At 72.2% G+C, this 13,408-nt stretch carries 11 protein-coding genes; 5 read left to right on the top strand and 6 right to left on the bottom strand.

The genetic code is table 11. The annotated features are described in order from the left end of the window. Positions 1 to 38 precede the first annotated feature (38 nt). From ACFTWP_RS35630 to ACFTWP_RS35615, 4 genes are all read left to right on the top strand, one after another. Positions 39 to 1,082 carry a LacI family DNA-binding transcriptional regulator gene (locus ACFTWP_RS35630; protein WP_380269197.1) on the top strand — a complete coding sequence of 348 codons (1,044 nt, stop codon included), beginning with the start codon at positions 39 to 41 and terminating at the stop codon, positions 1,080 to 1,082. A 101-nt stretch (positions 1,083 to 1,183) separates the two neighbouring features. Then, on the top strand, positions 1,184 to 2,407 hold the full coding sequence (locus tag ACFTWP_RS35625; RefSeq protein ID WP_380269196.1) for a S1C family serine protease: 1,224 nt from the start codon (positions 1,184 to 1,186) through the stop codon (positions 2,405 to 2,407). A gap of 132 nt (positions 2,408 to 2,539) precedes the next feature. Next, on the top strand, positions 2,540 to 3,313 hold the full coding sequence (locus ACFTWP_RS35620; RefSeq protein WP_380269195.1) for a response regulator transcription factor: 774 nt from the start codon (positions 2,540 to 2,542) through the stop codon (positions 3,311 to 3,313). Positions 3,314 to 3,321: 8 nt separating this feature from the next. Continuing rightward, positions 3,322 to 4,884, top strand: a complete 1,563-nt coding sequence (locus ACFTWP_RS35615; RefSeq protein WP_380269194.1) for an ATP-binding protein — start codon at positions 3,322 to 3,324, stop codon at positions 4,882 to 4,884. Positions 4,885 to 4,971: 87 nt separating this feature from the next. Here ACFTWP_RS35615 and ACFTWP_RS35610 read toward each other — a convergent pair whose 3' ends face one another. Further along, positions 4,972 to 6,804, bottom strand: a complete 1,833-nt coding sequence (locus ACFTWP_RS35610) for a bifunctional metallophosphatase/5'-nucleotidase (protein WP_380269193.1) — start codon at positions 6,802 to 6,804, stop codon at positions 4,972 to 4,974. Positions 6,805 to 7,072: 268 nt separating this feature from the next. On the opposite strand from ACFTWP_RS35610, the gene ACFTWP_RS35605 reads away from it, so the two are divergent. Continuing rightward, a complete protein-coding gene (locus ACFTWP_RS35605; protein ID WP_380269192.1) occupies positions 7,073 to 7,576 on the top strand; it encodes a hypothetical protein in 504 nt (167 codons plus the stop codon). Positions 7,577 to 7,599: 23 nt separating this feature from the next. Here the strand turns inward: ACFTWP_RS35605 and ACFTWP_RS35600 are convergent, their stop codons facing one another. From ACFTWP_RS35600 to ACFTWP_RS35580, 5 genes are all read right to left on the bottom strand, one after another. Next, positions 7,600 to 8,949 carry an ATP-binding protein gene (locus ACFTWP_RS35600; RefSeq protein WP_380269191.1) on the bottom strand — a complete coding sequence of 450 codons (1,350 nt, stop codon included), beginning with the start codon at positions 8,947 to 8,949 and terminating at the stop codon, positions 7,600 to 7,602. A gap of 33 nt (positions 8,950 to 8,982) precedes the next feature. Then, positions 8,983 to 10,557, bottom strand: a complete 1,575-nt coding sequence (locus ACFTWP_RS35595; protein WP_380269190.1) for an SCO6880 family protein — start codon at positions 10,555 to 10,557, stop codon at positions 8,983 to 8,985. 7 nt (positions 10,558 to 10,564) lie between these two features. Next, a complete protein-coding gene (locus ACFTWP_RS35590; RefSeq protein ID WP_380269188.1) occupies positions 10,565 to 11,758 on the bottom strand; it encodes a hypothetical protein in 1,194 nt (397 codons plus the stop codon). A 73-nt stretch (positions 11,759 to 11,831) separates the two neighbouring features. Beyond that, positions 11,832 to 12,653, bottom strand: a complete 822-nt coding sequence (locus tag ACFTWP_RS35585) for a hypothetical protein (RefSeq protein ID WP_380269187.1) — start codon at positions 12,651 to 12,653, stop codon at positions 11,832 to 11,834. A 223-nt stretch (positions 12,654 to 12,876) separates the two neighbouring features. Further along, positions 12,877 to 13,227 (bottom strand): hypothetical protein, encoded by a 351-nt coding sequence (locus tag ACFTWP_RS35580; RefSeq protein WP_073926635.1) that lies wholly within the window; start codon positions 13,225 to 13,227, stop codon positions 12,877 to 12,879. Between the last annotated feature and the right edge of the window lie 181 nt (positions 13,228 to 13,408).

Here is a 13,408-nt window from a genome sequence, read left to right as displayed (position 1 = left end):
CTCGTGCCCGGCCGACGCCACCCGCGTAGACTCCGCACGTGGCCAAAGTGACGCGCGACGATGTAGCCCGACTGGCTGGAACCTCGACCGCGGTCGTCAGCTATGTGATCAACAACGGGCCGCGCCCTGTCGCGCCCGCGACCAAGGAGAAGGTGCTCGCGGCGATCGAGCAGCTCGGCTACCGGCCGAACAGCGTCGCCCAGGCGATGGCCTCCCGCCGCACCAACCTGATCGGCATGGTCGTCCCCGACGCCCGGCAGCCGTTCTTCGCCGAGATGGCGCACGCCGTGGAACGGGCCGCCTCCGACCGCGGCAAGCTCGTCCTGATCGGCAACTCCGACTACGTGGACGACCGCGAGGTGCACTACGTCCGCGCCTTCCTCGGGATGCGCGTCTCCGGCCTGATCCTGGTCAGCCAGGGCCCCTCCCAGCGCGCCGCCGAGGAGTTCGCGGCCATGGAGGGGGCGAAGGTCGTGCTGCTGCACCGCCGCCCCGAGGCGATCGACGACGTCGCGGTGGTGACCGACGACGTGGGCGGCGCCGAACTCGCGGTGCGCCACCTGCTGGAGGTTCACGAAGTCCCGTACGTGGCCTGCTTCGGCGGCCCGGTGGAGTCCCCCGCCCCCGGCGACCCGGTCATCGACCACGTCGAGGGCTGGCAGCGGGCGATGGACGCGCACGGCCTGCCCACCGAGCAGTACCTGATCGACGCGCCCTTCCACCGCTACGGCGCGTACGAGGTCGCCGTGGAGCTGCTCCGCTCCCCGAACCGGCCGCCCGCCATCTTCTGCTCCACCGACGACCAGGCGATCGGCGTCCTGCGGGCCGCCCGCGAGGTCGGCCTGCGCGTCCCCGAGGACCTCGCGGTGGCCGGCTTCGACGACGTCCCCGAGGCGGCCCTCGCCGACCCGCCGCTGACCACCGTCGCCTCCGACCGCGACGCGATGGCGCGGGCCGCCGTGGAGCTCGTCCTGGACGACTCGCTGATGGTGCCCGGCTCCGACACCGAGCGGGTCCGCAAGTTCCCGTCCCGCCTGGTCGTTCGCCGCTCGTGCGGCTGCGGGACGCCCACGCAGGCGTAACGTCGTGGCCTGACCAGCCTTTATGAGAAGTCAACGGGCTTCTCTGGCCGTTCTGAGCCGCCTCTCATCAAACCTTCATCCGGCGGGCGGACGTTGGTCACATGAGCGACCAGCAGCGCAGCACCGAGACCGGCGGCACCCCCTCGCACGGCTACGCGGGCTGGAACCCGCCGATGCCCGGCCACCCGCCGACCACGCCCGCCCCGGACGGCGGCACGCACCCCGCCGGCGGGCCGGCCGGCGGCGGACGGCCCGAGAGCCGGCCGCAGGTCGTCGAGGGCACCGTCGTCCCCCACCGGTACGTCGAGGACCACTCCGGCGGCGCCTTCGACGGGCCGCCGGCGCCGCCGCCCGGCACCCCCCACGACGGCACCCCCTCCCCCGGGACGCCGCCGCCCTCCGGCGGGCACGCCCGGCGCGGCCTGCTGCGCGGACGGCTCGCGCTCGTCACCGCCGTGGCGGCCGTCGCCGCCGTCCTCGGCGGGGTCACCGGCGGTGCGATAGCCGTCGGTGAGCGCGGCGGCTCCAGCTCCGCGGCGGCGACCATCGCCAGCCCCGTCTCCGCCCGCTCCGACGGCAGCGCCGACGTCGCCGCGATCGCCTCCGCCGTCTCGCCGAGCGTCGTCCAGATCAGCGTGAAGACCTCCGGCGGCACCGCCACCGGCACCGGCGTCGTGCTCGACACCAGCGGCCGGATCCTCACCAACTACCACGTGATCTCCGGCGCCGCCGGCGGCGGCACCGCCACCGTCACCTTCAAGGACGGCAGCACCGCGACCGCGACCGTCACCGGCACCGACAAGTCCCTCGACGTCGCCGTGATCACCGCCTCCGGCGCGAAGAACCTCACCCCCGCCACCCTCGGCGACTCCGGCCAGGTCGCGGTCGGCGACTCCGTCGTCGCCATCGGCAACCCCGAGGGCCTCACCGGCACCGTCACCTCCGGCATCATCAGCGCCGAGAACCGCGAGGTCACCGTCCAGCTCGACGAGGGCTCCACCAGCGGCAACGGCGGCTTCGGGTTCCCCGACCTGCCCGGCAGCCGGAGCGGCCAGGGCTCGAACGGCTCCGGCGGCTCGGCCGGGGACAGCACCACCTACAAGGCCTTCCAGACCGACGCCGCCCTCAACCCCGGCAACTCCGGCGGCCCGCTGATCAACGCGAGCGGCCAGGTGATCGGCATCAACTCCGCGATGTACTCGGCCGGCGGCGCCGACTCCACCGCCGACTCCGGCACCGCCGGCAGCGTCGGCCTCGGCTTCGCCATCCCGATCAACGACATCAAGCAGGTGCTGCCCAAGCTGGAGGCGGGGCAGAACGTGTAGCAGGACAATTGCCCCACGGGGCACCGCACGGCCCACCCGGCCGCCCGCCGCGTCCCGGCCGGCGGCCTCTCCAGCAGCAGCACCACCGACGCCGACAGCCAAGAGCACCACGACGAGAGAGGGCAAGCGCCCATGACTCCCCCCGCCGACGACCGCACCGCCGCCGAGGCCGGGTCCTCCACCGCCCGCCTCCTCGTGGTCGACGACGAGCCGGCCCTGCGGGACGCGCTGGAGAGCAGCCTCGCCTTCGAGGGCTACGAGGTCACCACCGCCACCGACGGCTACGAGGCCCTCGACGCCGTGGAACGCGACAAGCCCGACCTCGTCCTGCTGGACATCATGATGCCGCGGATGGACGGCCTCACCGCCGTCCGCCGGATGCGCTCGCGCGGCGACACCGCACCCGTCCTGATGCTCACCGCCCGCGACGCCGTCGGCGACCGCGTCACCGGCCTCGACGTCGGCGCCGACGACTACCTCGCCAAGCCCTTCGAACTCGACGAACTGCTCGCCCGCGTCCGCGCCCTGCTCCGGCGCAACGCCCTCGCCACCGAAGCCGCCGCGCGCGCCGTCGTCGCCGAGGACGACAGCGAGGTGATGGCCTTCGCCGACCTGCGGATGAACACCGCGACCCGCGAGGTCACCCGCGACGGCCGGCCCGTCGAACTCACCCGCACCGAGTTCATGCTGCTGGAGATGTTCCTCTCCCACCCCCGACAGGTCCTCACCCGCGAGCAGATCCTCAAGGCCGTCTGGGGCTTCGACTTCGAACCGTCCTCCAACTCCCTCGACGTGTACGTGATGTACCTGCGCCGCAAGACCGAGCAGGGCGGAATGCCCCGGCTCATCCAGACCGTCCGCGGCGTCGGCTACGCCCTGCGGCCGGCCGCTGGCGTCGCTGCGTGAACGAGCCCATGAGCCCACCGACACCGGCGCTGCCGCCGCCACTGGTCCACCCGCCCCGGCGCACGCTGCGGCGGCGCCTGGCGCAGTGGTACCGGGGCCGCTCGCTGCGCAGCCGGCTGGCGGCGCTCACCGCGCTCGCGGTGGCCGTGGCGATCGCGCTGTCGGCGCTGGCGTGCTGGTTCATCGTCGAGCAGAAGCTGTACCAGCAGGTGAGGCAGAACCTCACCCAGGCCCGGGTCACGCCCGCGCCCGACCCGATCGAGGCCGCGCGCGGAAACGGCGGGCTCGGCTACTGCGCCTCCTCCCCCGCGGCGGCGCAGGCGAAGGCGGAGGCCGGCGCCAAGGCCGCGGAGACCAACCGTCCCTTCCCCGGCGGGGGCGCCCCCCGCGGGGCGAATCCGGCCAGCACCCAGCTGTACAGCCCGACCGGCCAGGTCTGCCTCACGCCGCAGTCCCAGCCCAAGGCCATCACCATGCAGGCGTCCGACCTCGACGCGCTCGACCTGGCCCCCGGCAAGTTCGTCTACCGCAGCGGCACCTACGTCGACGGCACGCCCGCGATGGTGCGCCTGAACGGGCTCGTCGACCAGAACACCGGCAACAGGTACGTCTACCTGACCGCCCTGCCGGTCGACGCCGTCCAGGACTCCATGCGCCAACTCGCCCTGTTCCTCGGCATCGTGGCAGCCCTCGGCGTCGTCGGGGCGGGCTTCACCGGCCGCCTGATCGCCCGCTCCGCGCTCAAGCCCGTCGACGACCTCACCGACGTGGTCGAGCACATCGCCCGGACCGAGGAGGTGGGCACCACCATCCCGGTCAGCGGCAACGACGAGATCGCCCGGCTGTCCACCTCGTTCAACTCGATGAGCACCGCGCTGGCCAACTCCCGCGACCGGCAGACCCGGTTGATCGCCGACGCCGGGCACGAGCTGCGCACCCCGCTGACCTCGCTGCGGACCAACGTCGACCTGCTGATCCGCAGCAACGACACCGGCCGCCCGCTACCGGAGGCCACCCGTACCAAGCTGCTCGGGAACATGAAGGCGCAGATGCAGGAACTCACCCTGCTGATCGGCGACCTGCTCCAGCTCTCCCGCCCGGACTCCCCCAAGCCGGGCCAGAACGTGGCCGTGGTCGCCCTGCACGAGATCGCCGGACGCGCCGTCGACCGGGCCCGGCTGCGCGGTCCCGGTCTGGTCTTCGAGCTGGACATCGCCCCCTGGTACGTCCACGGGGACGGCGCGGCCCTGGAGCGCGCGGTGATCAACCTGCTGGACAACGCGGTGAAGTACAGCCCGCCCGGCGGCGTGGTCGAGGTACGGCTGCACGAGGGCCTGCTGACCGTCCGGGACCACGGGCCGGGCATCCCGCAGGACGAACTTCAGTACGTGTTCGACCGCTTCTGGCGCTCGCCGTCCTCCCGTCAGCTGCCGGGCTCGGGCCTGGGGCTGTCGATCGTCGCGCAGTCCGTCCGGGACGCGGGCGGCGAGGTCTCGCTCGGCCCGGCCAGGGACGGCGGCCCGGGGGCCCAGGCCACCGTCCGGTTGCCGGGTGAACCGGTCGCCCCCTAGGGCCTGTCCGGGACTGGCGCACGGGCGGGGAACGACGAACGGGCGGGGTGCCCGGAGGCACCCCGCCCGTCCCGTACGGCAGGTGGGTCAGTCGATGTCGGTGCCCGGGCCGATGATCGTGATCCGGTCCTGGGCCGGGACCGCCAGCGGGGCGGCCGCGGAGCTGTTCGCCCCGAGGTACGCCGCGAAGAGGTCCAGGTCCGAGGCGCCGACCAGCTTGTCCGTGCCGGCCGCGAAGGCCGGGAAGCCGTCGCCGCCGCCGGCCAGGAACTCGTTGGCCGCGACGCGGTAGGCCGCGGCCTGGTCGATCGGGGCGCCGTTCAGCTTGACGCTGTCCACCACGAGGCGGGCCGCGCCGGTCTTGCGCATGTCCAGGGTGTAGGTCAGGCCCTTGGAGCTCTGCAGGATCTTCGGCGCGGCCTCGTTGAGCCCGCTCACCTGCTGCTGGAGCAGCTGGACGACCTGCGCCCCGGTCAGCGTCTTGACCTGCATCATGTTGGTGAACGGCTGGACGGTGAACGCCTCGCCGTAGGTCACCACGCCGTCGCCCTCGGCCCCCGAGGCCTTGTAGACGAGGTCCGAGCGGATACCGCCGGGGTTCATGAAGGCGATCTGCGCGCCGCCCTTGTCGGCGGGCGAGAGGCCGGCCAGCTGGGCGTCGGCGATCACGTCACCGAGCGGCTTCTCCAGCGCGCTGCTGCCACGGCCGTTGACGTCCGCCGCGATGTAGCCGAGCGGGCGGTTCGCGATCGGGGCGGCCAGCGCCGAGTAGTGCGCGATCAGGGCCGTCATGTCCGGCGCCTTCTCCAGCGTGCGCCGCACCACGTGGTTCTCGGCCTTGACGGTCGGGCGCACGATGGTGCCGGTGGTCTTGTCGAGCTGCAGGTCGATCTCGGTGTAGAGGCGGCCGAAGGAGGCCGCGCTGGTCACCGAACGCGGCACGCCCTGCGGGTCCGGGATGGTGCAGGCGTACGCGTTGTGGGTGTGACCGGTGACGATCGCGCCGATCGCCGGGTCGAGCTGCTTGGCGATGTCGACGATCGGCCCGGAGATGCCCTGGCCGGCCGCGCCGCAGTCGTAGTTGTAGACCGAGCTGGCCGGGAAGCCGCCCTCGTGGATCAGCGCGACGATCGAGTTGACGCCCTGCTTCTTCAGCTCGGCGGCGTACTTGTTGATCGTCTCGACCTCGTCGCCGAACTTGAGGCCCTTGACGCCCTCGGCGGTGACGATGTTCGGCGTTCCCTCCAGGGTGGCGCCGATGAAACCGATCTTGACGCCCTGGGACTTGGTCACCCAGTACGGGGCCAGGATCGGCTTGCCGGTCTTCTCGTTGGTGACGTTGGCCGCGAGGTAGTTGAAGTTGGCGCCCTTGAACTTGCGCCCCGCCTCGTAGCAGCCGTCGACCGGGTGGCAGCCGCCGTTCTGCAGGCGCAGCAGCTCCGTGGCGCCCTCGTCGAACTCGTGGTTGCCGACCGCGGTGACGTCCAGGCCGAGCTTGTCCATCGCCTCGACGGTCGGCTCGTCGTGGAAGAGGGCCGAGGTCAGCGGGCTGGCGCCGACGATGTCACCGGCCGCGACCGTGATCGAGTCGTCGGCGGGGATGCGGGCCTGGCGCAGCGCGGTGGCGAGGTACTCGATGCCGCCCGCGGGGGTGGCGACCTCCTTGCCGGTGGCCGGGTCGATCTCCTTGACGGTCCCGGAGGAGCCCGCCGGGGCCTCCAGGTTGCCGTGGAAGTCGTTGATCGCCAGAAGCTGGAGGTTGGCCAGCTTGTGACGGTCCGCCGCCTGGGCGGCGGTCGGCACCAGCACGGTGCCGAACAGGCCGGCGGCCGCGACGACGGCGAGCGCCGTCCGGCGGTATCTGACAGTCCTGGACCCGCTGTTCAGCAGGTCACTACCGGTCCGACCGGCAATGGGCATGAGGGTTCCCCTGCACCTGGAGGGCCCCGCGGTGGGCGGGGCCGGGCTGGCGGCGATGTTGCTCGTGACCTGTGCAGCCTAGAGTCAACGCGCGTAGCTGTCAGGACCCTGGACGTAACGAGAGGGTTTCCTGTTGCCGACCTGGGGGTGCCAACTCGGGTTCCCGGACGGTGAGACCCGGGTACGCGCACTCAGGTGCGGGCCTGGACACGGGCGTTACCGTGGTGCCCCGAACACGGACCCGGACCACGAGAGACGAGCGGACCCCATGAACCCGACCGGACCGACCCCGGCACCGATCCCGGCACCCGGCACGGCACCCGGCCCGGCCGGCCCGCGCGTCAGCCCGTGGCTGCCCGGCACGCTGGCGGCCCTCTGGGGCCTGCCCGGCCTCGGCCTGCTGGCCTACGCCGTGCAGACCCTCTCCCAACTCCTCACCGGGACGGACGAACGCGGGGAGATCACCGGCGAGGGCCAGGTCTCGCTGGCCCTCGTCCTCGTCGTCACCGCGGCCGTGGCCCTTCCCGCCCTGGTCCTCGGCGCCCTGTGCACCGTGGCCACCCTCCGGGTGCGGCGCGGACGCCCGGGCGCCGAAGGCTGGGTCTTCGGGCTCGGACTCACCAGCGTGTTCGGCGCCGTCGCGGTCGCCGCCTGGACCTCCTGGTGGCCCTACCACGGCTACGTCCAGGCCCTCGTCGCCGCCACCGGACTGCTCGGCGCCCTCGCCGCCGCCACCGCCCGGCCCTCCCGCCGGACGCCCGCCGTCCGCTGAACCCGCCCCCGGGAGCGGGGGCCTCAGACCCCCGGCTCGGCGGCCAGCTGGCGCTCCGCCCGGACCCGCTCCGCCACCGCGTCCTCGGTCATGGCCCGGTCGGTGTACACCAGCGGGCGCTCCGCCTCCGTGATGATGTGCTTCACCACCTGCACGTTGCCGTTGACGTCCCACACCGCGATACCGGGCGACAGCGTCGGAATGATCTCCACGGCCCAGCGCGGCAGGCCCAGCACCCGGCCGGTGGCTCTCGCCTCGTCGGCCTTCTGCATGTAGATCGTCCGGGTGGAGGCCATCTTCAGGATCGCCGAGGCCTCCTTCGCCGCCGCGCCGTCCACCACGTCCGACAGGTGGTGCACCACCGCCACGAACGACAGCCCGAGGCGCCGGCCGAACTTCAGCAACCGCTGGAACAGCTGGGCCACGAAGGGGCTGTTGATGATGTGCCAGGCCTCCTCGACCAGGAAGATCCGCTTCTTCCGGTCCGGACGGATCCAGGTGTGCTCCAGCCAGACCCCGACGATCGCCATCAGGATCGGCATCGCGATCGAGTTCCGGTCGATGTGCGACAGGTCGAAGACGATCAGCGGGGCGTCCAGGTCGATGCCGTCCGTGGTCGACCCGTCGAACATCCCGCGCAGGTCACCGTCGACCAGCCGGTCCAGCACCAGCGCCACGTCCAGGCCCCAGGCCTGCACCTCGTCCACGGCGACGCCCAGCGACTCCACCGAGGAGAGGTCGGGGCTGCGCAGGGTGTTGATGATGTCGTCCAGCACGGGCTGGCGGCCGGTCACGTTCGCCAGCACGTGGGCGTGCGCGGCCTTGAGCGCGAACCCGGCCCGCTCGTCCAGCCCGCGGCCCATCGCCACCTCGATGATCGTGCGCAGCAGCGACAGCTGGCCGGTGGTGGTGATCGCCGGATCCAGCGGGTTGAGCTTCACCCCGCCGTCGCGGGCCGCCATCGGGTCCAGCCGGATCGACTTTATGCCCAGCGCGTTGGCGATCAGGTTCCACTCGCCCACGCCGTCCTCGCCCTGCGCGTCGAGCACCACGACCTGGCGGTCGCGGAACCGCAACTGGCGCAGCACGTACGTCTTCTCCAGCGCCGACTTGCCGTTGCCGGACTCCCCCAGCACCAGCCAGTGCGGCGCCGGCAGCTGCTGCCCGTACAGCTGGAACGGGTCGTAGACGTACCCCTTCCCGCTGTACACCTCCCGGCCGATGATCACGCCCGAGTCGCCCAACCCCGGGGCTGCGGTGGGCAGGTAGACGGCCTGCGCCTGCCCGGTGGAGGTCCGCACGGGCAGCCGGGTGGTCTCCACCTTGCCGAACATCAGGCTGGTGAACGAGTCGGTGAGATTGCCGATTGCCATGGCGGGCCTGCCTCCGGGGGGTCGGTACGTGGATCAGCGGCGGATGCCCGTGGCGAACGGGAGGGTGTTGACGAACGCCCGGTGGTGCTCGCGGTCGCACCACTCCAGCTTCAGGTAGCTCTTGCCCGCCGACGCCCGGATGGTCCGCTTGTCACGGGCCAGCGCCTCCGGATTGCGCGAGGACACCGTGATGTACCCGACCAGGTTCACCCCGGCCGCGCCCGACGCCAGGTCGTCGCCGCGCTGGTCCACCCGGCCGGTGTGCGCCAGGTCCCGCGGGTCGACCGTACGGTTCATCTTCGCCGCGCGGCTCGCCTCCGCCTCGTCGTTGGTCTTCTCGGTGAGCATCCGCTCGATCGCGACGTCGGTCGGCTCCAGGTCCATCGTGACCGCCACCGTCCGGATCACGTCCGGCGTGTGCACCAGCAGCGGCGCCAGGAAGTTGACGCCCACCGGCGTCAGCGGCCACTCCTTGATCCACGCCGTGGCGTGGCACCACGGCTCACGGGTCGCCGACTCCCGGGTCTTCGCGGTCAGGAACTGCGGATGGGTGGCGTCCAGCTCCGCCGGCCACGCGTTGCGGCGCGACATCGCCTGGATGTGGTCGATCGGGTGGTCCGGGTCGTACATCGAGTGCAGCAGCGAGGACAGCCGGGCCTGGCCCAGCGGCTGCCGGACCCTGATGTCGGCCTCCGCCAGCCGGGCGCAGATGTCGGTCAGCTCGCGCGCCATCACGGCCGCCAGCCCCTCGTCGTCCCGGGCCCGCTTGCCGGTGGCCGTCCGCCCCATCGCGTGCGCCTCGGCCGCCAGGTCACGGGTGTAGTGCATGCAGGCCACCAGGTACGCCCGGTGCTGCTCCGAGGAGGTCGACACCATCGACTGCAGCTGGTCGTAGGAGTCCTGCAGCCAGCGCGGCGCGTCGTGGTCACCCCGGCGCTCGACGTCCTTCGCGTGCGCGTCGGGGTCGGCCGGCAGCGTACGGGCCAGGATCTGCAGCCGGGTCACGAAGCCGTCCCCGTTGGCGACGTGCTTCAGCAGCGTGCCGAACCGGTCGACCAGCGCCTCCTGGTCCTCGGAGTCGCGCAGGCCGACGCCCGGGCCCTCGATCTCGATCGCGGCCGTCACCGTCCGCCGCTCCAGGTGCATCAGCACCCCGACCTCGTCCGGACCGAACGGCGCCGACAGCCAGCGCAGCCGGCCCACCCCCGGCGGTGGACCGACCTCGACCTCCCGGCCGTCCAGCCGGGTCCCCGCGTCGATCACGTCCGACTTCCAAAGCCCGCGCCCGCTGCGCGCCGTCCGCCGGTAGGTGCGGTTGATCTCGACCCACTTGTAGAACGTCCGCCGGCGGTACGGCACGTACACCGCCATGATGGCCAGCAACGGCAGCCCGACCAGGCCCGCGATCCGCAACGAGAGGATGGGCATCAGCAGGCCCCAGAGCATCCCGAGGAACGCCCCGAAGATGATCAGGACGATCTCCCCGGACTCCCGGTTGCGACCGATCGGCGCGTTCGGGCGGGCCTTGCCGATCAGATAGGTGCGGCGCTGGTGCACGTACGACTGGCCGTACTGGCCACCGTACTGGCCGAGCTGGTCACTGCTCACTTACCCGTCACCCTCCCTTCGCTGGATTGATGTCGCGGCTCGGAGCCGGCGGCCCCGCCTGCTGCGGCGGAGCCGCGGTACGAGAACCGTGCGCGGCGATGCCCGGGGCGACCGAACCGCCACCGGCGCCCCCGGAGGCGTTGGCCGCCTGCGGACCACCGCGCGACCCGTGGGTGCTGATGCCCTGCTTCACCAGGTTCGCCGGACCGTTGATCATCGCCGAGCCGGCCGACACCGCACCGGCCCGCGCGTTGCGCATGTTCACCATCTCGTCGCCGAAGCCCGGCACGAAGCGGTACACCGCCGCGCTCGCGAAGATCGACAGGAACAGGATCGCCAGCCCCGACAGCACCCGCGCGAAGTCGTCGGTGGCGCCGGCGCCGCTCGCCACCGCCCCCGCCAGACCGAGGATGATCACGATGATCGGCTTCGCCAGGTCGACCGCCACCATCAGCCCGGCCCACCGGCGGACGTGCTTCCACAGCTCCTTGTCCACCAGGCCCGCGTACACCGCGGTACCGAGCAGCGCCCCGACGTACAGCATCGCGGCGCGGATCAGCAGCTCGATCCAGAGCACCGCGGCGGCCAGCACCGCCACCAGCGACACGATGATCAGGATCAGCGGCCCGCCGCCCATGTCACCCTTCTCCAGGGTGTCCGCGAACCCGCCCAGATACGTGCCGGTGTCCGACTTGGTGCCGACCGCGATCGCCTTGGTGAGCCCGTCGGTGGCACTGACCACGGTGAACAGGATCAGCGGCGTGAAGGCCGAGGCCACCACCGTCAGCCACAGGAACCCGATCGCCTCGCCGATCGCCGTCGTCAGCGGGGCCCCGCGGACGGCCCGCTTGGTGACCGCCAGCAGCCAGAGGACCAGCGTGATGATCGTCGAACCGGCGAAGACCACCGCGTACTGCTGCAGGAACGACGCGTTGGTGAAGTCCACCTGCGTCGTCCCGTCGATCGCGCCCGACAGCTTGCGCACCACCCACGCGGCGGCCTGCGCGCAGCCCTTGGCGAGCGAGCCGAGCGGGTCGGTGACGGTGCCGACGGTGCCGCTGCCGGGGAGGGAGGTGCCACCGCCCTGCGAGGCGCAGTAGACGTCGCTCCCGGGGAGGGGAAGGACATCACAGTTGTTCGCACTGGACGTCGCAGAGGGAGTGGGAGAAGGCTCGGCAGAGACCCGCTGAGCGAAGGTCATCGCCCAGCACTGCATCGCCGCGACAAGGCCGAGGAGTGCCCCGGCTGTCGCCCGGCTCGACCGACGCCATCCGTCAGCGGGCATAGCGGAAGCCTCCGAACTGCTGGACGGCACCGGTGATCTCCTCGGCGGTGGCGGCCTGCTGGTCCGCGGGTAGGGGAGCAGGGCCTTGCTTACGGGCGAAGTCGCTGAGCTTCCAGTCCTCACCCGTCCAGCGCAGGCTGAGGGTGAGGGTGAACCAGTTCTGCACGACCGGCTGCGTGGACCGTTCGCCGGCCAGGCCGGTGAGGCCGGTGGACCAGACCTCGACCTTGGCGTCGCCGTCGGTCCGGCTGAGCTGCTTGGTGCCGACCGGGACGGTGCGGCTGACGAAGGTCAGTCCCTTGGGGGCCTTGCCCTGGGCGTCGAGGCCGTAGTGGGCGGCGGTGTCGCCGCCGAACCCCTGGTCCAGTCGGCTCTGCAGCCCCGCGAGGGCCGCCGGGTCCGCGATGGTGGCCACGATGGTGTGGCGGGCGTCGGCGCGGAACATGTCCGCGGAGCCGATCGCCACGGCGTAGTTGGCCGCCGCCGACTGGGCGCCCTGGTCGGTGTGCGGGAAGCCGTTGGCGATCCCGTTGGCGGTGGTGCCGACCGGCTGTTCGCCGCTGGGCGGGGGGCCGGCCCCGTCCGGGGCGGCGGAGGCGTTCGCGCGGTCGGCGGAGGTCGGCGCGGCGGCGCCGGGGTCGGACTTGCCGCGGTTGGCGATCGAGATGGCCAGGACCAGCAGGGTGACCACCAGGAGGACGGTCAGCAGGGTGCGCACCGGCCGGGCCTGACGGCCGCCCGACTGGTAGGAGGACTGTTCGGCGACCGGTAGCCGTGTACGGGTGTGCGGCTGGTCGTCGGACGACGGCACGGCGGCCCTCCTGGTGCGGGGAGCCGGGTGGCGGCTCCGTTGGGCCCCTCCGGCCCGGCGGGCCTCCGGCCCGTGGGCGGGGCGGGGAGCGCGCGGGTGAGGGAGAGCGGGGTGGATCCCCGGCGGGGGTCCTGGCGGCCCCTGCCGGTTGCTGCCGGCCGCCTGCGGCCGGACGCGCTCCCCGCGGCCGGTGGGGCCGGCCGGCGGGCTGCTTGTCCGATCGTCAGATGGCCATGCCGTACACAATGGTGAACAGGGTGCCCAGTGATCCGATGATGAACACGCCGGTCAACCCGGCGATGATCAGTCCCTTGCCCTGTTCGGCGCCGAAGGAGTCGCGCATCGCGGTGGCACCGATCCGCTGCTTGGCCGCACCCCAGACCGCGAGCGCGAGGCAGGCCAGGATGGCCACGGCCATGACGACCTCCACCATCACGCGGGCCTCCGACCCGAGTGTGGCGAACGGCCCCCAGTCCGGGGCGATCCCTCCGATGATGGTGTCGATATTGGCCTTTTTGGGTGGGTCCTCGGCCAGGTGGCCGATCGCGATACTGTCCACGCTGCTCAGGTTCATTTCCATCTCACCGCCCGATCAGGCAAATTCAAGGCCCTCGACCCCACCTGCGCGAAGGGCCGGTACCTATTCTTGGCCAGATCTGCTGTCGACTTGGCTACTTCTCGTGGATTGGTCGTGAGGCATGGGACACGTACGCCAGGATGTCCACCGTACGAAGGATAGCGCTCACTCTTTGTAT

The organism is Kitasatospora sp. NPDC057015 (assembly GCF_042673745.1).
Taxonomy (GTDB): Bacteria; Actinomycetota; Actinomycetes; order Streptomycetales; family Streptomycetaceae; genus Kitasatospora.
The sequence above is the reverse complement of the archived record's forward strand: the minus strand, read 5'-3'. Positions and strand labels throughout refer to the sequence as shown.

What these genes read in the sequence shown, in the direction of transcription:
- ACFTWP_RS35580 (WP_073926635.1), bottom strand. Translation starts at nt 13,227, where the DNA reads ATGAACCTGAGCAGCGTGGACAGTATCGCGATCGGCCACCTGGCCGAG.
- ACFTWP_RS35590 (WP_380269188.1), bottom strand. Translation starts at nt 11,758, where the DNA reads ATGACCTTCGCTCAGCGGGTCTCTGCCGAGCCTTCTCCCACTCCCTCT.
- ACFTWP_RS35600 (WP_380269191.1), bottom strand. Translation starts at nt 8,949, where the DNA reads ATGGCAATCGGCAATCTCACCGACTCGTTCACCAGCCTGATGTTCGGC.
- ACFTWP_RS35625 (WP_380269196.1), top strand. Translation starts at nt 1,184, where the DNA reads ATGAGCGACCAGCAGCGCAGCACCGAGACCGGCGGCACCCCCTCGCAC.
- ACFTWP_RS35605 (WP_380269192.1), top strand. Translation starts at nt 7,073, where the DNA reads ATGAACCCGACCGGACCGACCCCGGCACCGATCCCGGCACCCGGCACG.
- ACFTWP_RS35620 (WP_380269195.1), top strand. Translation starts at nt 2,540, where the DNA reads ATGACTCCCCCCGCCGACGACCGCACCGCCGCCGAGGCCGGGTCCTCC.
- ACFTWP_RS35610 (WP_380269193.1), bottom strand. Translation starts at nt 6,804, where the DNA reads ATGCCCATTGCCGGTCGGACCGGTAGTGACCTGCTGAACAGCGGGTCC.
- ACFTWP_RS35615 (WP_380269194.1), top strand. Translation starts at nt 3,322, where the DNA reads ATGAGCCCACCGACACCGGCGCTGCCGCCGCCACTGGTCCACCCGCCC.